Genomic DNA, 20,767 nt, shown 5'->3' with positions numbered 1-20,767 from the left:
GAGCTCGCGAGACGTCTCCGTCTCATCGTCCACCCCCGCCCTCTCGCATGATCTCCGCCGACCTCCCACCGCAAAAGAAGGGAGGACGTGTCTTCGATCGCGAAAGTTTGAGCCTGCGCAAGGCGAGCCCTGCGGGTCGTCTGGAAAAGAAACGGCGAACAATCATTAACTCGTTCGACACGCGTGCATTTTTATCATGCACAGCTTTGCCGGGCGTCCGATAGTAGAAGTCCATCTCGAGGGTGCGAGCTCGGAAGGGCAGACTTGAAGCGGGCGCGAGTGCGTCCCCGACGGGCGACAGGAAAGAGGTATCCGCCCCCTGATGAGCGAGCCGCTGCTCTGGGTTCACGTCGATGGCTTCGTCAGGAACGGCTGCGTGCTCCTGATCGCGGTCGTCGTCGCGATGTTGATGCGAGGCGCGCTCGCCTCGTGGCGGCCGTTCGGCCGGGGCCTCGCGTTCGGCACAGCCTTCGGCGGTATTGCGATCGCGAGCATGGTTTTCCCGATCCGGGCAGAGTTCGGGGTCCTGCTCGACCTCCGGATGGTGCCCCTGATGCTGGCTTCGCCGCTCTACGGCTTGATTGCGGGGCTGGCAGCGACGGCACTCGCCGTGATCGCGCGCGTGATGATCGGTGGCCCTTCCATGGGCCATGGGCTCATCATGATCGTCGGCGCGGCCCTGGTCGGAGCCATCGTGTCCTGGCGATGTGGCTGGCGATTGTCGGCGAAGTCCCTGCCGCATCGCCCGATCACCCTCCTCGATATCGCTACGCTCGCCCTCGGCGCGGCCCTGGTTCACCTCCTCATCCGGGCGATCTGGAGCAGCACGTCGAGTGAGGCGGCGGCCCAGTTCGCGGTTCTGACCCCGCTTTCCATCATCGCCTGCATGGTGGCGACCCTCGTCATCGGCACCATTCTGATGGTCGACCAGCGCCGGGCTTTCCTCTCGGCTTCGCTCGACCAGACCCGCGAGCGGTTGAGCACAATCACGGCGAGCATTCCCGGCGTCTTCTATCGCCGAAAGGTGCGCCCCGACGGCGCGTTCGAGCTCATCTATGTGAGCGATAGCGCCCAGGAAGTCCTCGGCGTGTCGGCCGATGCTCTGATGAAGACGCCGAGCCTCTTCATCAGCATGCTGCACCCCGACGATCGCGGCCGTATCGTCGAGATCGTTCAGGAGGCCGACGGCACGAACGGCAGTTCATTCATCTCCGAGTACCGTATCGTCAGGCCTGACGGGGTGGTGCGCTGGATGGAGGCGCACAGCCGTATCAACCACACCGCCTCGAAGCTCACGGGCGAAATGGTCGCCGACGGCATCGCCCTCGACGTGACGGCCCGAAAGGAGGCGGAGTTTGCCGCCCGGCGCGCCAACGAGCGGCTGAATTGGGTCGCCGATCACGACCAGCTCACGGGCCTGCCGAACCGCTCCTTCTTTCAGCGGCTCGTTGTCGAGTGCCTCGACCGCCGCGAGCGGGTGGCGCTCGCCTTCGTCAAGCTGCGCGACAGCCGGCTCGCCAACGAATTGTTCGGTCAGGTGGTCGGCGACGCCCGCATCCGCGAGGCGGCACGCCGGATCGCCGCGGCCGTGCCGGAGAGTGTTCTCGTTGCTCGCACCGGCAGCGACGAATTCTCGGTGGTTTCCGCCGACCAGAATCTCATGAGGGACTTCCCCGCGGTGTGCGCCGCGGTGCTCGACAGCCTGGCGATCCCGTTCCAGAGCTTCGGACAGACCATCCCCCTCGCGGCCGACCTCGGCTACGCCCTCGCCCCCGACCACGCCGACGAGGCGGCCCGCCTGACCCAGGTCGCCCTCATCGCGCTCGAGACGGCGCGCGACCGCGCCGCCGGGGCGCCGCTCGCCTACAGCGCGGAGATCGAACGCGCCCGCGCGGAGACGCGGCGCTTCGACAATGATCTCGCCGACGCCGTCGAGGCCGGGCGGTTCGACCTCGTCTTCCAGCCGGTGGTGGCGAGCGGAGATCGCCGGCTGATGGGGCGCGAGGCCCTGCTGCGCTGGACGCGGCCCGGCTATGGGGCGGTGCGTCCGGACGTGTTCGTGGAGCGGGCCGAGCAGATCGGTCTCTGGCAGCGGCTCGATGCCTGGGTTCTACGGGAGGCCTGCCGGGAGGCTGCAACGTGGCCGGCGGACCTCTGGATTTCCGTGAACGTCTCGGCCGCCTGGCTCAAGGGGGGCGAGCTCGACCGTGTCGTGCGGGCCGTGCTCGACGAGACCGGGCTCGCTCCCGACCGCCTTCAGATCGAGGTGACGGAGCGCGTCCTCATCGAGGATTATGACCGGGCGCTCGCGGGCTTCGCCAAATTGCGCGAGATCGGGGTTTCGGTCTCGATCGACGATTTCGGCGCCCGCTTTTCCTCGCTCGGTTACCTGCACCGTCTGCCGATCCTCAAGATCAAGCTCGACAAGAGCTTCATCGAGAACATCGCGACCGACGAGCGTGCCCGCGCCATCGTCCGCTCGGTCCTGACGCTCTGCCGCGACCTCGGCATCAGCGCAGTCGCAGAGGGGGTCGAGACCGAGGAACAGCTCGGCTGGCTCGTCGCTCTCGGCTGCCCGGCGGTGCAAGGATACCTGACCGGCCGGCCGGGTCCGGTGCCGCCGCAGGAACTCGCGAGCTGAGGCGCCGGTTCAGAGCCCGCCGACCCGCTCGATCAGCGCCATCGCGGCCCGCGGCGCCTTCGGCTTGAAGCCGTTGATCATGAAGACGAAGACCTCGCGACCGTCGGCCTTCGCCGGAGCGGGGGCCGCGATGAGCGGCAGGTCGTCGGGCGCGCCGCCTGCGGCCCAGGCGCGTGCCCGCTCCGCCCAGCGGTCGAGAACGGCGGCGGGATAGCCGTTCTCCTCGTCTTCGGACGCCGTCTGCAGGCGGGCATAGACGAAGGGCGCGGTGATGTCGGCGATCTCGGGGAAGGCGTCCTTGTCGGTGTAGACGATCCCGACCCCATGCTCCCGGGCAAGCGCGACGAAATCCGCCGTGCGAAAGCTCTCGTGGCGCACCTCGACGACATGGCGAAGCGCGAGGCCGTCCACCGCGTGCGGCAGCAGGCCGAGGAAGGCGGCGAAATCGTCGGCGTCGAACTTCTTGGTCGGCATGAACTGCCAATTGATCGGCCCGAGCTTTTCTTTCAGCTCGGCGATGCCGCTCGTGACGAACTTCTCGATCGACGGCCCGGCTTCCGCGAGCACGCGGCGGTTCGTGGTGAAGCGCGAGCCCTTGAGGGAGAACACGAAGCCGTCGGGCGTCTCCTCCCGCCAGCGGGCGAAGCTCTCGGGCTTCTGCGAGCCGTAATAGGTGCCGTTGATCTCGATCGCGGTGAGCTTGCGGCTCGCATATTCGAGCTCGCGCTTCTGGGCGAGGCCGGGCGGGTAGAACGTGCCGTCCCGCCACGGCTCGAAGGTCCAGCCGCCGATCCCGACCCGGATCGGGCCCGCCGCATCGTTCGCCATCTCGTCTCTCCCCGGTTCTCGGCCTCGCACCCTGGCGCCCGGGCGGGCGAGGGTCAAATCCCGAACGTGGGATGAGCGGGCTTATCCCTTGCGCTTCTCGGCGAGCAGGATGTGATCGCAGGCGAGCACCGTCTCGCCGCGCTGGTTGACGACCTTGCAGCTCTCGACGATGCGGCCGTAATCGGCGCGCTTCGGATCGTCCTCCTTGGCGGAGACGGTGAGCACGGTGTGGATGGTGTCGCCGATGAAGACGGGCTTCGGAAAGCGCAGCCGCTCGTAGCCGTAGGTGAAGGCGTGGGGGTTGATCTCGCTCGCGGTGAGCCCGATGCCGATCGCGAAGGTCATCGTGCCGTGGGCGATGCGCTGGCCGAACGGCGAGGATTTCATGAACTCGGCATCGAGGTGGTGCGGGAAGAAATCCCCGGTATGGCCCGCATGGACCACGAAGTCGGTCTCGGTGATGGTGCGGCCGTGGGTCTTGCGGACCTCGCCGACCTCGTAATCCTCATAGAAGCGCGGACGTTCGGACATGATGAGCCTGGATGTTCGAAGGGATCTCAGATCGTCGTGCGCACGTGGCCTTCGCGGCCATAGAGCGAGACGAGGGCGATGATGACGAGGCCGAGCGCCGCCTGGACGGTCGCCGGCTGGAGGCCGAGGCCGATGAGGAGCGTGTTGAGCTCCGTCAGCACGAGGGCGCCGGCGACGGTGCCGAGATAGGAACCGCGCCCGCCGACGAGCGCGGTGCCGCCGATGACGACCGCCGCGATGGTCTGGAACAGGTAGGGCTCGCCGACCGCCCCGTAGGCCGAGCCGGTGAAGCCGAGCAGGAGGACCCCGGCGAGCGCCGCGAACAGGGCGGAGAGCGCGAAGGTCGCCGTCCACATCGCGACCGGCCGGATCAAGGCGAGCGGCGCCGCGCCGGGGTTGGAGCCGAGCGCATAGAGCCGGCGGCCGAACGGTGTGCGGGCGAGGGCGAGAATGACGAGGGCCGCGAGGACGATGAAGCTCGGCACCAACCACGGCACCGGCAACGGGCCGGCCGATCCCCCGATCGAGACGAAAGACGACACGGCGTCCGGCGCCGACCCGGACGGAAAGCCCCCCGTCCAAAGAAGCACCGCGCCTTGCACCACCGTCCCGACGCCGAGGGTGACGATCAGCGGATGGATCTTGAGCCCCGCCGACAGCGCCCCGTTGAGGGCGCCGATCGCGAGCGCGAGCACGCCGACGAGAAGGGCGACGAAGACGAACGGGTAGCCTTCGCCGTAGAGCTGCGCGGCGACGACGTTGGCGAAGCCGATCACGAACGGGATCGACAGATCGATGCCGCCGATGATGACGACGAGGGTCTGGCCGATCGAGGCGACGGCGAGGAGCGAGGCGATGACGAGCATCGCCCGCACCGCGAAGGCGGCGCTGTAGCCTTCGATCATCGCCATGCCGGCGAGGTGCAGGAGGGCCGCGATGATGAAGGCGCCGGCAACGCGGGCGGGCGTGCCGCTCGGCAAGCGGAGGCCGCGGCGGACGGGGTCACGCGTCATCGGTCGCCCTCCGGGACAGCCGGTCCTGCACGGCGGTGAGCACCACGGCGGCGACGAGGATCGCGCCATAGGCGATCTGCAGGACGAAGGTCGAGACGTTGAAGAAGGTGAGGGCGCTCTGCAGAAGGAAGATGTCGAGCGCCCCGATCGCGGCCCCGACCAGCCCGCCTCGGCCGCCGGCGAGGCTGACGCCGCCGAGCGCCACGGCGGAGATGGCGATCAGGGTGTAGGTCGGGCCGATATTGGGGTCGGCGGAGCCGATCAGCGCGGTCAGCATGATCCCGGCGATCCCGGCAAAGAGGCCGGTCAAGCCATAGGCGAGGAAGCGGACGAGGGTCACCGGAACGCCGGCCGTATAGGCGGCGCGGTCGTCGCTGCCGACCGCCATCAGGTGATCGTAGAACGGGGTTTGCTTGAGCCCCCACCAGATCGCGAAGACCGCCGCGAGCGGCACGATCGAGGCCGGCCCCGCGAGGGCCTTCAGCCAGTCGGGGGCGGGACCCACGGGTGCGGGCAGGATCGTCAGCGTCACGCCGGCGAGGACGAGATAGGTCCCGAGCGTCGCCACGATCGGCTGTACCCGCACGATCGTCGCGAGCCACCCGTTCCACGCACCGACCGCCACGCCGATGAGGAGCGCCGCCGGCACCAGCACGAGCGGCGAGGAGATGCCGGCACCGAGGAAGAGGACGGAGATCAGCACCGCGTTGACGAAACCCATCGTGGGTCCGACCGAGACGTCGATGCCGCCGCGGCCGGCGAGGATGACCGGAGCAGACGCGAGCGCCGCGCCCACGAGCGGGGCCGCGAGGCCGATCAGCGTGCCCCAGGCCGCCGGCGCGAACCGGGCCGGATTGAGCCAGACGTTGACGGCGAGGAGGACGACGAACAGCACCGCCGCGAAGCCGGTGCGGCGCCAGAGGCCGGCGAGGCGGGAGGGCTGCGGCGCGGGGACGATGTAGCTCATGCGGCCCGTCCGAACATGGCGGCGATCACGGTTTCGGTCGTCATCTCGGCACCGGACAGCCGGGCGGCGAGCGCATGCTCGCGGAAGACGAGAACCCGGTCGCAGAGGAGCAGGATCTCCTCGATCTCGCTCGAGAGGACCACGAGCCCCATGCCCTCCTTGGCGAGGTCGCGGAAGACGCCGTAGAGGACGCGCCGGGTCGCGACGTCGACGCCGCGGGTCGGGTCGTCGAGGAGGAGCAGCTTCGGCTCGGCGGCGAGCCAGCGGGCGAGCAGCACCTTCTGCTGGTTGCCGCCGGAGAGGGTGGTGATCGGCGCGTCGGGCCGGGGCGCCACGATCGACAGCCGCTCGCGATAATGCTCGTAGCGCGAGCGACGGCGGCCGGCGCTGATGAGGCCGGCGGGCGCATCGCGCCCGACCGTGGCGATGGCGAAATTGTCGAGCACCGAGAGCGTCGGGAAGATGCCGGTGGCACGCCGGTCGCGCGGCAGATAGGCGACGCCGCGGGCGACCGCCCGTCGGAACGAGCCGATGCGCTCCTCCGTCCCGTCGCGCTCGACGAGGATGTCGCCGGCGGCGGGGGCCGTCAGGCCCGCGAGCATCTTGAGAAAGGTCTGCTGGCCGTGGCCGTCGAGGCCCGCGAGCCCGACGATCTCGCCGGCCCCGACGACTTCGTCGAACGGCGCGGCACCGGCTCGCAAGGCGAGTCCGCGGGCTCTCAAGGAAAGGATGTCAGCCATGGTGCGCGAGCTCCGCGGCGGTTTCGGGCGCCATCAGCCGCAAGAGATCGTCGGGATCGGCGCCGGCGGCCGGGCGGGTCGCCACCACCTTGCCGCCGCGCAGGATGGAGATGCGGTCGGAGAGCAGCGTGACCTCGTCCATGCGGTGGGTGATGAACAGGATGAGCGTGCCGGCGTCGGCGAGGTCACGCATCAGCGCGAACACCGCCTCGCGGTCGGCGAAGTCGAGCGCGGCGGTCACCTCGTCGAGGACTAGCACCTTGGGACGGCGCACGACGGCGCGGGCGAGCACCACGAGTTGCTGCGCCGCGAGCGGAAGATCACCGGCGAGGGCGTCGAGCGGCACCGCGGTGCGGGCGAAGCGCGCAAGGGCTTGGGCCACCGCCGTGCGCCGCGCGGCCCGCGCGATGCGGCGACGGAAGAGGCCGTCATAGCCCATCAGCACGTTGTCGATCACGGTGCGGTCCGGGGCGATCAGCACCTCCTGGAACACCGTCATGAAGCCGGCGGCCTGAAAATCGGCCGGGCGCCGGCCCGAGAAGGCATGGCCCTCGAACAGGATCGCGCCGGCATCCGGCAGCACGATGCCGGAGAGGAGCTTCACGAGAGTGCTCTTGCCCGAGCCGTTCTCGCCGAGGATCGAGTGGACGAGCCCGGCGCCGAAATCGATCGAGGCGCCCGAGAGCGCGATCGTCTCGCCGTAGCGCTTCGAGAGGCCTTCGATCGCGAGCATTCCATCCCTCGGAGGCGGTGTTGTCGGACGGGGCTTAGGGCCGACGTCGGGCCGGCGAGCGTCCCCGGAGCGAACTCCGGGGACCGTAACGGGACGGAGAAGCAAAAAAGTCGGGACCCTTTGCCATCCGTCGTGACCGGCTCACTGTCCGGCGCAGGCCTTCGGCACGTCCGCATAGTTCCAGCCCGGCGTCGGGGCGGGCTTGGCGAAATAGGCGTCGAGCAGCGTCTCCGGCATCGGATCGGTCGGCGGCACCGGGAAGACCGACACCGAGGCCGGCGTCATGCAGGGCTGGTACCACGTGTCGAGATCCGCGCCGTGCACCGCCGGGATCGGGATCATCAGCGTGTTGAGCTTCGGCTGCTGCCCCTCGAGGGTGCGGACGCCGACGCGGAACAGGGTCTCGGCGGTCCAGCCCGGCAGCACCGCGTTGCCTTCGAAGCGGAAGCGGTCCGGGTGCTCATGCCAGTAGCCGAGCGCATCGCCGGTGATCGAGCCGGTGATGATAGGGGCGGGCCGGCCCGCCTCGGCGAAGGCTTCGGCGACGACGCGGCTTTCGCTGCCGGTCGTCCACACCGCGCCGATCGGCGCCGGGTTGGTGGCGATCGCCTGGAGCACCACCGTCTTCGTGACGTTGGCGGTCCAGTTGCCGTTCACGGTGCGGGCGATCTTGAGCCCCGGATTCTGCTTCAGCGCGGCGTCGGCACCCTGGCGCTCCTGCGCCACGATCGGATGGCCGGCGATGCCCTCGACCATCAGCACGTTGCCCTTGCCGTCGAGGGCCTTGCCGATTGCCGTCATCATATCGAAGCCCCAGCGGGAATAGTTGGAATCGACATTGATGGCGTAGGGGCTGGTGACCGATCCGGCGGCGGTGACGAACGGGATGCCGGCGTCGTAGGCCGCCTTCACCGCGTCGTCGAGGGCGGTGGCGGAGCCCGGGATCGAGGTGATGATCGTGCACTTCTTGTCGATGAAGGCGCGGATCTGGTTGATCTGCTGGCTGGTGTCGTTGTTGGAATCGGCGATCTCGAAGCTCGACACCAGACCCTGGGCCTTGAGCCCCTCGACGAGGCGCTTCAGTTCGTTCGTTACCGCCACGCGCCAGGGATTGCCCTGGTAGGATTCCGAGTGACACCACTTCCAGGGCTTCGCTGGCGGGGTGAACTTGTCCCACGCCGAGGGCCCGATCTTCTGCGGCGCGCCCTCATATTGCGCTTTGAGCTCGGTCGGCAGCCCGGCGATCGTCGCCGAGACGTCTTCGGCGCGCGCGGCGCCGGCGAACGCCGCAACCGCGATGCCCGCCGTCAGGGCCGCGCCCGCGAACACTCGTCTGCTGTTCTTCGTCTTCGTCATGTCCGTTCTCCTCCCGCTCGGCCGGTCGTTGCGCCGGCTGTTTCGCTCTTAAGATGGGACCTATTTTTGAACTGCCTTCCCGATCAGAAGCTCTCCCGGAACAGGCGGTTGAGGTCGGCGACGATCGCCTCCGGCGCATCGCCGGCCTTGAGGCCGTCGGTGATGCGGTGGGAGGCGGCGTCCTGGAAGGGCATGTAGCCGTCGTGGCGGGGCCGCACCCAGGCGCCTTCGAGGGTGGCGCGGGTCGCGGCGTAGAAGTTGCCGGTCGCGGCGTTGATTGCGGCGTCTTCCCAGGCGGCGGCATGGCCAGGCTGGCCGCCGGACGCGGCATAGAGGCCGCGCTGCACATCGCCGCTCGCGATCCAATAGGCGAAATCGATCGCCGCCTCGACATGGGCGGAGCGGGCCGAGACGGCGATGCCGGTGCCGCCGAGCGCCGAGCCGACCGGCCCCGCGTCGCCGGCGATCGGCATGTCGGAGAAGGCGAGCCGGTGCGGCCGGAATCCGGCGCGGGCGTAGCTCACATAGCCGTAGATCAGCGGGCTCACCGCGGTCGTCGAGCCGGCCTCGGCCATCCGTTCGAACACGGCGATCGGGTCCATCGCGAAGGCAGCGGGATCGCTCACCGCCGCGAGATCGGCGAGCAGGCGCAGGACGCGGACGCCGGTCTCCGGATCGATGAGATCGCCCGGCCCCGTCGTGGCGCAGGGGCGGCCGAGATGGGCGGCGAGCGTATAGACGCACATCAGCGCATGGGGCGCCCGGAGCGGCGTCAGCACGCGGCCCTCGCGCGCGAGGGCCATGACGTCGTCCCAAAGGTGCGGCGGGGTCTCGATCAGGTCGGGGCGCCAGGCAAGAACCTGGGTCGCGGCGTCGATCGGAAAGGCCCATTGGCGGCCGGCCCAGAAATAGCTCGGATAGGACGCGCCGACGCTGCCGGCGGCGAGCGCCGCGCGCTCCGCCTCGCGACCTTCGATGTCGAGCGGCGCGAGGCAGCCCTCGGCCGTGATCTGGCCGACATGGGGATGATCGATCACGATGAGATCGTAGGCGCGGGCGAGTTCCTCGACGGGGAACGACTCGAAATCCTGGAGCGAGCGCTTGTCCCAGGCGATTTCGATGCCGGTCTGCTCGCGCCACAAGGCCGAGCAGGCGACCATCGGATCGTAGCCGCGCGGGTGGCTCCAGGTCATGCCCTTCAGGCGGATCGCGCTCACAGTCCGAACTCCGCCCGGATCTGCGCGCTGTGCTCGCCGACGCGCGGCGCGGCGCGGTCGAACTTTGGACGCACGCCGTCGACCCGGATCGGCGAGCGGGTGGTGAGGATGTGGACGTCGTCCTCGCGCTCCACGAGCTGGAGCATGTCGAGCGCCCGGAAGCCCTCGTTGTCGAGGAGTTCCTCCCAATCGAGCACCTTGGCGCACCAGATGTCGGCGGGCTCCAGAATCGCCAGCCAATGGTCGGTCGGCTCATGGGCGAGGGTCTGGGCGATGATCGCCTTGATCTCGTCGCGGGCGGTGAACCAGGTCGCCGGCGCGTCGCGATAGGGGGCGAGGCCGTCGATCTTCAGAAGGTCGGCGAGCTTCGGGATCGGCGTCATGGCGATCGCCAGCCAGCCGTCTTTGGTGGGATAAACGCCGTAGGGCGCCGAGAGATAGGCGTGGGCGCTGCGGAATGCCGAGCGGCGGGGGCGGCGCCGGCCGTCGTTCAGATAGGTGGTCAGCACCTCGAACTGGAAGTCGATCAAGGCTTCCATCAGGCTCGTCTCGACGTGCGAGCCCTGATTGGTGATGCCGCGGCGCACCAGGGCGGCGAGGATGCCCTGGGCGGTCGCCGACCCGGCGAGCATGTCGGCGATGGCGAGGCCGAACGGTACCGGACCCTGGTCCTCGTCGCCGTTGAGCCACATCACGCCGGAGCGCGATTGGGCGAGCAGATCCTGGCCCGGCCGCATCACCCACGGGCCTTCGGCGCCGTAGCCGGTGATGCTCGCGTAGACGAGGCGGGGATTGATCGCGCGGGCTTCCTCGTAGGCGAGCCCGAGCCGCTCGATGACGCCGGGGCGGAAATTCTGGATGAGCACATCGGCCTGGGCGATCAGCCGCTTGAGGGCGGCGAGGTCGTCCGGGTTCTTGAGGTCGATGGCGAGGCTTTCCTTCGCCCGATTGATGGCATGAAAGATGGTGGAATCGCCGCCGATCTCGGTGTCGCTCAGATAGAGGCGGCGGGACAGGTCGCCGCCGTCGGGGCGCTCGACCTTGATGACGCGCGCGCCCAGGTCCATCAGGCGGAGCGAGCAATAGGGGCCCGACAGGAACTGGCTCATATCGACGACGACGAGCCCTTCGAGGGGCAGGCCGGTCGTGGACGCGGGCTTCGGTTCGGCAGAATTCATGATGATGGGCTCGTTCTCGATCACTTCTCGGTCTGGCCGACGAAGCTCTCCGGATGTCTGTATTTGACCGTCTGCAGGTGCTCGCAATAGAGGATCAGCTCCCCTTCGCCCTTGAACACCTCGTAGCTCGCGCGGATCAGGCCGAGCTCTTTGTATTTCGGGCGCTTATCGAGGTTGGTGCGGATCGTGTAGATGGTCTCGCCGATGAACAGCGGCTTGATGAAGCGCAAGCGGTCGTAGCCGTAGGAAAAGGCGTTGACGCAGTTGGTGGCGACGAGGCCGAGGCCGGCCGAGAACACGAAGGCGCCGGCGACGAGCCGCCGGCCGAACACGCCCTCGGTCTCGGCGAACATCTGATCCTGCACGTATGGATGGATGTCGGTGACGAGGGTGTTGAAGAGGTGGCTGTCGCTCTCGCCGATGGTGCGGCGGAGGGAACGGATCTTCTGCCCGACCGGCCAATCCTCGTAGAACCAGTTCTCGGCGTTCCAGACCGGCAGCGCGGCGTGGTCCGCCGGCATGTCGCGGGGAACGGTGGAGGAGACACCGACGGTGGGCGCGAAGCCCTCGCGTTCGTCGTTCATGACAGAGCCTCCGGGCTTGCGGGCACCGGCGTCGCCGGCGCGGCGGACGAGCGGAAGGCCGCCTCGACGAGGGCCATGGTGTGCCATGCGTCCTCGACCGAGGTGACGAGGCGGTCGTCCTCGCCGGCGGCGAAGCGCTGGAGATTGGCCATCGTCCCGATGAAGGCGTGGGGGAACCAGCCGCCGGCGAGGGGGACCTGTTCCCAGTCCGCGCCGCCGGTCGCGATCCACAGTTCGTCTGGCTCGCCCTCCGGGTAGTTCAAAAGGAGGCCGAGCTTCACCATCGCGGCCCCCTCGGTGCCCTCGAAGCGGAAGCTCGCATCCTGGAAGCGGCGGCCGAAATCGTGGTGGTGGTTGATCGACACCGCGACGCGGACATCCGGGCCGTAATCGATGAGCGCGCTCGTCCGCGTCTGGGCGAGGTCGCTCGCCGGGTGGCCGAGGGTGCGGGCGTGGATGCCGACTGGGTTGCCGAGGAGCCCGCGGATCAGATCGAGATAATGGATCGAATGGACGGCGATCTCGACCCGCTCCATCCCCTTGAGGAAGGGGAACAGGTGCCACGGCGTGACGAGGTTGAGGTGCACCTCGACGTCGATCAGCCGGCCGAGCAGGCCCTTCGCGAGCGCGTCGGCGACCGCGAGCATCATCGGCGAGAAGCGGAGCTGGAAATTGACCGCCGCCTTCAGACGTCGCGCCCGGGCGAGGGCGAGGATGCGCGTCGCCTCGTCGAGATCGCGCCCCATCGGCTTCTGAAGCAGCACGGCGGCGCCTTCGGGCAGACGTTCCAAGACGCTGAGATGGGCCGCCGGCGGCAGCGCGAGGTCGAACACGGCGTTCGGCACCGCGAGCGCGGCGTCGAGGCTGTCGAACGCGGGGATGCCGAAGCTCTCGCCGAGCGCACGGGCGCGCGCGGCGTCGAGATCGTAGAGGCCGGCGACGGGAAATCCGGCGAGTCGGTAGGCCGGCAGATGGGCGTCCTTCACGATTCCGCCGGCCCCGATCACGACGATCGGGCGCGGCGCGGACGGCCGCGGCCAGCTCTGCCGGAGCGTGTCTTGAAGCGCCAAGGCGTTCCTCCAAATCCGTTGGTGCGGATTTACGTTCTTATGTGAATGATCTTTTCATTTATGAGCGGAGGCCGCAAGGGGGAATGTCGCGGCGCGCGTCCGACGCGCCGCGATGCCCTGCGGAGCGGGGCGCGGGCGGTCCGCCCGGCCTCAATCGGCGTGGAAAACCTCGTCCATCCCGGCCCACCATTCGCCCCGCTTGCGGGTCTCGAGCGGCGCCTGGCAGGGCATGCACACGGCCCACCATTCCTGGGTCTTGGGGTCTGCCGCCATCTTCGCCATGTCGGCGGCGTGGTCTGTACCGTGATATTCGTAATAGCCGAACAGCAGATTTTCCGGCTCGCGCAGGAAGATCGAATAATTGCGGATGTTGCACTCGGCGATCTTCGCGAGCACTTCGGGCCAGACCGCGGCGTGGAGCCGCTTATAGTCGGCGATGCGGTCGGGGTTGAGGGCGATCACGCTGGCGATGCGCTGCATTTCGGGCGTCTCCATCTCGAGGATTGCGGGGCGGTCGTCACCTCAGGCGAGGTGGTAGATCCGCTCCGCGTTGCGGTGGAGGAGCTTCGCCTGCTCGTCCGCGCTGGTGCCGGAAATGAGGTCGTGGGTCGCCGCGACCCAGCGCGACAGGTCGGCGGTGAGCGTGCAGACGGGGAAGTCGCTGCCCCACACGACGCGGTCCCAGCCGAAGCAGGCGATCACGTGTTCTACATAGGGGCGCAGGTCGTCGACGGTCCAATCGGCGCCGGCATAGGCGACGATGCCGGAGATCTTGGCGGCGACGTTCGGCAGCGCGGCGATCGCCGCGATCTCGGCGCGCCACGGATCGATCGCCTTCGCCGCGATGTCCGGCACGCCGCAATGGTCGAGCACGAATTGCACGTCGGGGCAGCGCTCGGCGAGCCGGCGGCCGACCGGGAGCTGCCGGGCGAGCACGCAGAGATCGAAGGTCCAGCCGAGCGGGGCGATGCGACGGATGTTCTCGGCGAACAGAGCGGGTTCGGAAAGGTCGTCGGGGGAGGTGTGGAGGATGCGGCGCAGGCCTTTCACACCGGGGATGGCGGCGAGCCGTTCGAGCTGCGCCGGGAAATCGGCCCGCTCCGGGCGCCCCGAGGCGATGGCACCGACGATGCGGGGATCGAGCGTCGTCACGAAGCGCGTCTCGCCCTCCTGGTCGGCCTCGGCGACGTCGACCTCCATGTGCAGTGCCGCCTCTATGCCGAGGGCGGCGGCTTCCGCGAAATAGGGTTCGGCCGGGAACGGGTGGGCGAGGGCGGGCACGTCCGCGAGCCAGGGATAGGAGAAGCGGTCGGGATAGACGAGGTGCAGATGGGTATCGACGATGCGCATCGGGCTCTTCCTCCTGCGGCGCTTCTGTCCGGCGCGCGCGTTGGGCGGCCGTTTTCCGGCCGGCTGTCGTTGCCGCGCGCCGTGAGGCGCGCGGTCGAGGGCTGTCTCGGGGCGGTCAGGCGCCGCCGACGAGGTGGGAGATGTCCTGGCCGGTGCGGATCACCATGGCGAGCACCGCGTCGGAATCCGGTGCGTCGCTGACGTCGATCCGCTTGAGATAGGGGCAGGTGAAGACCGCGACGACGCTGCCGTGCGGCCCGAGGATCGGCACCGAGATGTTCTGCACCGCCGTGGTCTGCTGGCTGTCCATCATCTCGTAGCCGCGCTCGCGGACGACGGCGAGGCGGGCGTCGAGATCGTCCGGCGCCTGCTCGTGCGGCATGAACTCGTGTTCCTCGATCATGAACTGCCGCTCGCGCTCGCTCGCGAAGGCGAGCAGCACATGGCCCGAGCCGGTGTTCAGCAGGCCGACATGGGAGCCGACGCGCACCGCGAGGCCCCAATAGCCCGGCGAATCCACCTGCGCGACGACGAGCACGTTGCCCCGGTCGTAGACCGCGATGTGGCAGCTCTGCTCGGCGTCGCGGGCGAACTGGCGCAGCATCGGCATCGAGTGGGAAACGAGCCGCCGCATCGGTGCGTGCCGATGGGCGAGGGCGAACAGCTTCAACGACAGTTCGTAGCGGTCGCCCTGGGTGCGCACGACGTAGCGCCGGCGCACCAGGCGGTCGAGCATCCGGTAGATCTCGTTCGGCGTGCGTTCCAGCGCCTTGGCGATCTCGGCCTGGCTCATTCCCTCCTCGGTGGAGGCGAGCAGTTCGAGAATGTCCAATCCCTTGTCCAAAGCCGGGGCGCGGTAGCGGTCGCCGTTGTCCTCCGTGCTCATCATTCCTCCGTGGCCATCCAGGCGGTCACGCCAACGGGCGTTGACCAAGTCTTATCGTTTGTGCTTACCTGCGAATTGAACTTTCAAATATGGATGACACCTCGTCAAGATTGGTTGCACGAAAGTTCGGGAGGAAATCGATGGCGTCCTATCAAGGGTTGAAGACCCTGTTCCTGGCGTGCTGCGCGCTCGGCGGTCTCGCCGGCGCAGCGCAGGCCGATAATTTCGATTACGGCAAGTTCCCCGGCTACACGCTCAAGGTGAAGCTGATCGGCGGCACCCAGTACGAGAAGCTCTATACGCGCATCCCCGAGTGGGAGAAGCTCACCGGCGCGAAGGTCGAAATCGTCTCGTCCAAGAATCACTTCGACCTCGATCGTGAAATCAAGCAGGACATCGCGTCCGGCTCGATCACCTGGTGCGTGGGGTCCAACCACACGAGCTTCGCGCCGCAATACGGCGATCTCTACATCGATCTGAAGCAGGAGGTCCCGGCCGACGTCCTCGCGGAATACGTGCCGGGCACCCTCAAGGCCTCCGAGGTGGACGGCCGCCTCGTACAGCTCCCCCGCGTCACCGACGTCTCCAACATCTACTACAACAAGGATGTCTACGAGAACGCGGACATCAAGGCGAAATACAAGGAGAAGTTCGGCGTCGATCTCGCGCCGCCGAAGACCTTCGACGAGTTCAAGCAGCAGGCGATCTTCCTGGCGAGCCCGCCGAACCGCTACGGCACCGCCTTCGCCGGCAAGGACGAGGGTCTGACGGGCCGCTTCATGGAGATCGTGCGCGCCAACGGCGGCGACATGTTCGACAAGAACTGGAAGCCGATCTTCAACTCGCCGGAAGGCGTCGCCGCGCTGCAATGGTTCGTCGATCTCTACAAGGCGAAGGCGGTTCCCGCCGGCACCGTGAACTATACGTGGGATGATATCGGCCAGGCCTTCGCGGCGGGCCAGCTCGCCGTCGATCTCGACTGGCCGGGCTGGGCGGCGTTCTTCAACGATCCGAAGACCTCCAAGATCGCCGGCCACGTCGGCCTCGCGACGGCCCCGGTCGGCACCTCGGGCAAGCGCGGCGGCTGGTCCGGTTCGCACTCCTTCTCGGTCACGCAGGACTGCGACAACAAGAAGGCCGGCGTGTCGTTCGCGGTGTTCATGACCAACGACGAGTCCGAACTGCTCGAGGCGCGCGCCGGCAACCTGCCGACCCGCACCAAGGTGTTCGACGACGTCGTCAAGGAGTTCAAGGACAGCGGCAACACCTACATGGCCGACATGTTCACGGCCTGGCGCGCCTCGCTCGCCGACGCGCGCACCCCGCCGCTCGTGCCGCAATGGATCGAGGTCTCGAACGTGATCTGGCCGCAGCTCCAGGCTGCGATCGTCGGTGAGAAGACGCCGCAGGAGGCGCTCGACAAAGCCGCCGCCGACGCGACCCAGATCATGCAGGACGCCGGCCTCCTCAAGCAGTGAGGTCCGCGCCCGCGGGCGTGTCCCGCGACACTCCGTGATGTATCGGCGGCCGGTCTCCCGGCCGCCGCTCCCCGCGTCTCGTCAGCGTCAGGATCCTGCGGGAATGTCGTTCCTCCGCTCGCCCCGAGCCATTCCCTACCTGCTCCTCCTGCCGTCGATCGTGGTGATCGCGGCGGTGGTGCTCATTCCGCTCATCGTCTCGCTGTGGTCGAGCTTCACGCCTTATGTGCTGACGCGGCCCGCGACGCTGTTCCAGTTCGTCGGCTGGCGGAATTATCTGCGCATCGTCTCCAGCACGGACTTCTGGTGGGCCTTCGGCCGCACCCTGCTGTTCGTCACGGTGGCCCTCAATCTCGAGCTCGTCTTCGGCCTCGGCCTCGCGCTCCTCGTCAACAAGGTGACGATGGGACAGAAGACCATCCGCACCGTGATGATGTTTCCGATGATGTTCTCGCCGATCCTGGTCGGCTTCCAGTTCAAGTATATCTTCAACGACGCCGTCGGCCTGATGAACAACGCGCTGTTCTCGCTCGGCCTGATCACCCAGCCGATCCCGTGGCTGGTGGACGGCGTGCTGGCCAACGCGTCGATCCTCGCGGCCGAGATCTGGATGTCGACCTCGATCTTCGCGATCCTGCTGCTCGCCGGCCTGCTGGCGCTGCCGAAGGATCCGATCGAGGCGGCGAAGGTCGACGGCTGCAATCCGATCCAGGTCTTTCGGCACATCACCCTGCCGTTCCTGATGCCCTTCATCTACATCGCCATGACGATCCGCTCGCTCGACGTGGCGCGCGCCTACGACATGGTGCGGATCATGACGAACGGCGGTCCGGCGGGGCGTACCGAGCTCTTGTGGACGCTGATGGCCCGCGTCGGCTACCAGAACTCGCAGATGGGCATGGCGAACGCCATGGGCTACGTCTCGATCCTGACGTCGATCCTCTTCACCGTCTATTTCTACCGCAAGCTCGTCGCCGCGCGCCGTTACATGGGAGGCGCCGAATGACGCGGGCCGCTTCGACTACCGCTCCGCTCGCTCTTCAGAAGGGCCGCTCGATCGAGAAGCCCTGGCAGCGCTGGCTGATCCGCCTCGGCATCTTCGTGGCGATGGCGATCCTGTGCGTGCCGGGCCTCTGGGTGGTGCTGACCGCGTTCCGCCCGAACGTCGAGATCATGGCGAGGCCCCCGGTGTGGATCCCGCAGGATCTCAATCTCGACAATTTCCGCGGCATCTTCGGTCTGCTCCCGCAGCAGCAGCAGGGCCTCCCGGTCATCGAATATTTCCGCAATTCGATCGTCATCTCGGTCACCTCGACCGCGATCGCGATCATCGTTGGCATGGCGGGCGGCTATGCCTTCGCCCGCTTCCGCTTCCGCGGCAAGCAGGCCCTCTTCGTCAGCTTCATGCTGTCGCGCACCGTGCCGGGCATCGCGTTGTCGCTGCCGCTCTTCATCGTGTGGAGTCGCCTCGGCCTCATCGACACCTCGTTCGGCCTGATCGTCGTCTATCTGGCGATCAACGTGCCCTTCACCATCTGGCTCACCGACGGCTTCTTCCGTCAGATCCCGGTCGACCTCTCGGAGGCGGCACAGATCGACGGCTGCACGCGGTGGCAGGCGTTCTGGAAGATCGAGTTCCCGCTCGCCCGCTCGGGCCTTGCCTCCGCTGCGATCTTCGCCTTCCTGACCTCGTGGAACGAATATGCGCTCGCCTCGCAACTGACCCGCACCACGGCGTCGAAGACGATGCCGGTCGGGCTCATGGATTTCACGGCGCAGTTCACGGTCGATTGGACGGGCATGAGCGCGATGGCCGTGCTCATCATCATCCCCGCCCTCATCCTCACCTTCATCGTGCAGAAGCACCTGATCGCCGGCCTGACCTTCGGCGGCGTCAAGTAGGCGTCTCGGAACAGAGACACCGCGAAAAAGAGACGACAGGACAAGACATGGCCGAGGTTTCGCTCAGCAAAGTCGTCAAGCGCTATGGCGGCGTGGAGATCGTGCACGGCATCGATCTCGAGATCGCCCACAACGAGTTCGTCGTGCTGGTCGGGCCGTCCGGGTGCGGCAAGTCGACGACGCTGCGCATGATCGCGGGCCTCGAGGAGATCTCGGACGGCCTGATCCGGATCGGCGGCAAGATCGTCAACGACCTGCCGCCGCGCTCGCGCAACGTCTCGATGGTGTTCCAGAATTATGCGCTTTATCCGCACATGAGCGTGCGGGAAAATCTCGGCTTCGGCCTCAAGATTGCCGGCCGCAAGCCCGAGGAGATCGAGGAACGCGTCAAGGAAGCCGCGGACATCCTCGGCCTCGGCGCCATGCTCGACCGGCTACCGGCGAACCTGTCCGGCGGCCAGCGCCAGCGCGTCGCCATGGGCCGCGCCATCGTGCGCCATCCGGACGTCTTCCTGTTCGACGAGCCCTTGTCGAACCTCGACGCCAAGCTGCGCGGGCAGATGCGGGTCGAGATCAAGAAGCTGCACCAGCGGGTGAAGACGACGGTCGTCTATGTGACGCACGATCAGGTCGAGGCGATGACGCTCGCCGATCGCATCGTCATCATGCGCGATGGTCATATCGAGCAGGTCGGCACGCCGCTCGACGTGTTCGAGAACCCGGTCAACACCTTCGTCGCGGGCTTCATCGGCTCGCCGCCGATGAACCTGCTCGACGCCGAGGTGACGGGCCGCGACGGTGCGGCGGTCGCCCGCCTCGCCGACGGGATCGAGGTGCCGCTGCCGACGGCGCAGGCTTCGAAGCTCAAGGCGGGGCAGGGGATCGTGCTCGGCTTCCGCCCGGATTCGCTGCATCCGCGGGGGCACGGCATGCTCCACGCGGACGCGGGCCTCGACCTCGACCGCACCATCAAGCTCGCCGAGCCGCTCGGCACCGAGACGTTGCTGTTCGTCGATTTCGGCGGCCGCGAGGTTCAGGCCAAGATGCTGAGCCCGCGCGTCGTCGTACCGGGCGAGACGATGCCGTTCGTGCTCGACCTCGAACGGCTCCACGTCTTCGACAAGGCCTCCGGCCGCAGCATCGCCGCCTGATCGCGACGTCCATAACAAGGAGCCGAACCATGGCCCGTATCGTCCGCGTCGAAGCGGTGATGGTCGATCTGAAGCCGAAGACGAAGCGGGTCGACGCGATCCAGTCCTTCGTCAGCCAGGAAACCCCGATCGTCCGCATCTTCGATGCCGATGGAGCGATCGGCACGGGCTATTCCTACACCATCGGCACCGGTGGCCCGGCGGTGATGTCGCTCATCACCCGCACGCTGGCACCGGCCCTGATCGGCCGCGAGGCGGACGAGATCGAGCGCATCTGGCGCGACCTCCTGTTCCTCACCCACGCGACGAGCGTCGGCGCCATCACCTCCATCGCGCTCGCGGCGATCGACACCGCCCTTTGGGACCTGCGTGCCCGCAAGGTCGGGCTGCCGCTCCATCGCCTCGCCGGCGGCGCGCGGGACAAGGTGCCGCTCTACACGACGGAAGGCGGCTGGCTCCATCTCGAGACGACGGCCCTCGTCGAGGACGCGATCAAGGCCAAGGAGGCGGGCTTCGGCGGCGCCAAGCTGAAGGTCGGCCGGCCGATCCATGAGGACGTCGCCCGCATCTCGGCGGTGCGCGAGGCGGTCGGCCCCGGCTTCGAGATCTTCACCGACGCCAACCAGGCCTTCGCGGTGGACGAGGCGATCCGGCGCGCCCGCCACTACGAGCCGCTCGACATCGGCTGGTTCGAGGAGCCGCTGCCGGCCGACGACGTCGAGGGCCACGTCCGCTTGTCGCAGGCGACGACCCTGCCGATCGCGGTCGGCGAGAGCCTCTACAGCCACCTGCATTTTCGCGATTATCTCGCCCGCGGGGCCTGCTCGGTGGTGCAGGTCGACGTCGGCCGCATCGGCGGCATCACGCCCTGGCTCAAGGTGGCCCACCTCGCCGAGTGCTTCAACGTCGCGGTCTGCCCGCATTTCCTCATGGAGATTCATGTCGCATTGTGCGCGGCGGTGCCGAATGCGCGCTGGGTGGAGTTCATTCCGCAGCTCGACACCATCACGAGTGTTGGCATGACGATCCGGGACGGCTACGCCGTTCCGAGTGCCGAGCCCGGTCTCGGCATCTCCTGGGACTTCGCCGCCATCGAGCGGCAGGCCGTGGAAGGCTCGCGCGCCGCGATCGCCTGACGGCCG

Annotated in this window: 20 protein-coding genes; 6 read left to right on the top strand and 14 right to left on the bottom strand. The window is 67.9% G+C overall.

Annotated features, from left to right (window positions below):
* The first annotated feature begins 322 nt into the window (after positions 1-322).
* On the top strand, positions 323-2,641 hold the full coding sequence (locus F0357_RS03705; RefSeq protein WP_153478891.1) for a putative bifunctional diguanylate cyclase/phosphodiesterase: 2,319 nt from the start codon (positions 323-325) through the stop codon (positions 2,639-2,641).
* Positions 2,642-2,650: 9 nt separating this feature from the next.
* Here the strand turns inward: F0357_RS03705 and F0357_RS03700 are convergent, their stop codons facing one another.
* The 14 genes from F0357_RS03700 to F0357_RS03635 all read right to left on the bottom strand — a co-directional run bounded on the left by F0357_RS03700 (position 2,651) and on the right by F0357_RS03635 (position 15,094).
* Positions 2,651-3,469 (bottom strand): DUF72 domain-containing protein, encoded by an 819-nt coding sequence (locus tag F0357_RS03700; RefSeq protein WP_153478882.1) that lies wholly within the window; start codon positions 3,467-3,469, stop codon positions 2,651-2,653.
* An 81-nt stretch (positions 3,470-3,550) separates the two neighbouring features.
* Complete coding sequence (locus tag F0357_RS03695) at positions 3,551-4,000, bottom strand: MaoC/PaaZ C-terminal domain-containing protein (protein WP_153478878.1); 450 nt, start codon at positions 3,998-4,000, stop codon at positions 3,551-3,553.
* Positions 4,001-4,026: 26 nt separating this feature from the next.
* The gene (locus F0357_RS03690; protein ID WP_153478875.1) at positions 4,027-5,013 is read right to left on the bottom strand and encodes an ABC transporter permease; all 987 of its coding nucleotides are present in this window, start codon (positions 5,011-5,013) and stop codon (positions 4,027-4,029) included.
* Complete coding sequence (locus F0357_RS03685) at positions 5,003-5,980, bottom strand: ABC transporter permease (protein ID WP_153478872.1); 978 nt, start codon at positions 5,978-5,980, stop codon at positions 5,003-5,005. The genes F0357_RS03690 and F0357_RS03685 overlap by 11 nt, the downstream gene beginning before the upstream one ends.
* On the bottom strand, positions 5,977-6,720 hold the full coding sequence (locus tag F0357_RS03680; protein WP_153478869.1) for an ATP-binding cassette domain-containing protein: 744 nt from the start codon (positions 6,718-6,720) through the stop codon (positions 5,977-5,979). The genes F0357_RS03685 and F0357_RS03680 overlap by 4 nt, the downstream gene beginning before the upstream one ends.
* Positions 6,713-7,453: an ATP-binding cassette domain-containing protein gene (locus F0357_RS03675; protein ID WP_153478867.1), complete on the bottom strand. Its 741-nt coding sequence runs from the start codon at positions 7,451-7,453 to the stop codon at positions 6,713-6,715. Before F0357_RS03675 ends, F0357_RS03680 begins: the two co-directional genes overlap by 8 nt.
* A 141-nt stretch (positions 7,454-7,594) precedes the next feature.
* A complete protein-coding gene (locus F0357_RS03670) occupies positions 7,595-8,809 on the bottom strand; it encodes an ABC transporter substrate-binding protein (RefSeq protein ID WP_153478865.1) in 1,215 nt (404 codons plus the stop codon).
* An 83-nt stretch (positions 8,810-8,892) separates the two neighbouring features.
* Positions 8,893-10,026 carry an extracellular solute-binding protein gene (locus tag F0357_RS03665; RefSeq protein ID WP_312861436.1) on the bottom strand — a complete coding sequence of 378 codons (1,134 nt, stop codon included), beginning with the start codon at positions 10,024-10,026 and terminating at the stop codon, positions 8,893-8,895.
* Positions 10,023-11,204: a CaiB/BaiF CoA transferase family protein gene (locus F0357_RS03660; RefSeq protein ID WP_153478863.1), complete on the bottom strand. Its 1,182-nt coding sequence runs from the start codon at positions 11,202-11,204 to the stop codon at positions 10,023-10,025. The genes F0357_RS03665 and F0357_RS03660 overlap by 4 nt, the downstream gene beginning before the upstream one ends.
* 20 nt (positions 11,205-11,224) lie before the next feature.
* Positions 11,225-11,788: a MaoC family dehydratase gene (locus F0357_RS03655; RefSeq protein ID WP_153478861.1), complete on the bottom strand. Its 564-nt coding sequence runs from the start codon at positions 11,786-11,788 to the stop codon at positions 11,225-11,227.
* A complete protein-coding gene (locus F0357_RS03650; protein WP_153478859.1) occupies positions 11,785-12,858 on the bottom strand; it encodes a Gfo/Idh/MocA family protein in 1,074 nt (357 codons plus the stop codon). The genes F0357_RS03655 and F0357_RS03650 overlap by 4 nt, the downstream gene beginning before the upstream one ends.
* A gap of 150 nt (positions 12,859-13,008) precedes the next feature.
* Positions 13,009-13,338: an L-rhamnose mutarotase gene (locus tag F0357_RS03645; protein ID WP_153478856.1), complete on the bottom strand. Its 330-nt coding sequence runs from the start codon at positions 13,336-13,338 to the stop codon at positions 13,009-13,011.
* 42 nt (positions 13,339-13,380) lie between these two features.
* A complete protein-coding gene (locus F0357_RS03640; protein ID WP_153478854.1) occupies positions 13,381-14,208 on the bottom strand; it encodes an amidohydrolase family protein in 828 nt (275 codons plus the stop codon).
* A 115-nt stretch (positions 14,209-14,323) separates the two neighbouring features.
* A complete protein-coding gene (locus tag F0357_RS03635; protein ID WP_153478851.1) occupies positions 14,324-15,094 on the bottom strand; it encodes an IclR family transcriptional regulator in 771 nt (256 codons plus the stop codon).
* A gap of 140 nt (positions 15,095-15,234) precedes the next feature.
* On the opposite strand from F0357_RS03635, the gene F0357_RS03630 reads away from it, so the two are divergent.
* The 5 genes from F0357_RS03630 to F0357_RS03610 all read left to right on the top strand — a co-directional run bounded on the left by F0357_RS03630 (position 15,235) and on the right by F0357_RS03610 (position 20,761).
* Positions 15,235-16,572 carry an extracellular solute-binding protein gene (locus F0357_RS03630; RefSeq protein WP_153478849.1) on the top strand — a complete coding sequence of 446 codons (1,338 nt, stop codon included), beginning with the start codon at positions 15,235-15,237 and terminating at the stop codon, positions 16,570-16,572.
* Between the two features lie 103 nt (positions 16,573-16,675).
* Positions 16,676-17,578 carry a carbohydrate ABC transporter permease gene (locus F0357_RS03625; protein ID WP_153478847.1) on the top strand — a complete coding sequence of 301 codons (903 nt, stop codon included), beginning with the start codon at positions 16,676-16,678 and terminating at the stop codon, positions 17,576-17,578.
* A gap of 101 nt (positions 17,579-17,679) precedes the next feature.
* A complete protein-coding gene (locus F0357_RS03620; RefSeq protein WP_246161546.1) occupies positions 17,680-18,474 on the top strand; it encodes a carbohydrate ABC transporter permease in 795 nt (264 codons plus the stop codon).
* 47 nt (positions 18,475-18,521) lie between these two features.
* The gene (locus tag F0357_RS03615; protein WP_153478842.1) at positions 18,522-19,625 is read left to right on the top strand and encodes an ABC transporter ATP-binding protein; all 1,104 of its coding nucleotides are present in this window, start codon (positions 18,522-18,524) and stop codon (positions 19,623-19,625) included.
* Positions 19,626-19,654: 29 nt separating this feature from the next.
* On the top strand, positions 19,655-20,761 hold the full coding sequence (locus F0357_RS03610; RefSeq protein ID WP_153478840.1) for a mandelate racemase/muconate lactonizing enzyme family protein: 1,107 nt from the start codon (positions 19,655-19,657) through the stop codon (positions 20,759-20,761).
* Positions 20,762-20,767: the final 6 nt, after the last annotated feature.

Source organism: Segnochrobactrum spirostomi, from assembly GCF_009600605.1.
Lineage (GTDB): Bacteria > Pseudomonadota > Alphaproteobacteria > Rhizobiales > Segnochrobactraceae > Segnochrobactrum > Segnochrobactrum spirostomi.
The sequence above is the reverse complement of the archived record's forward strand: the minus strand, read 5'-3'. Positions and strand labels throughout refer to the sequence as shown.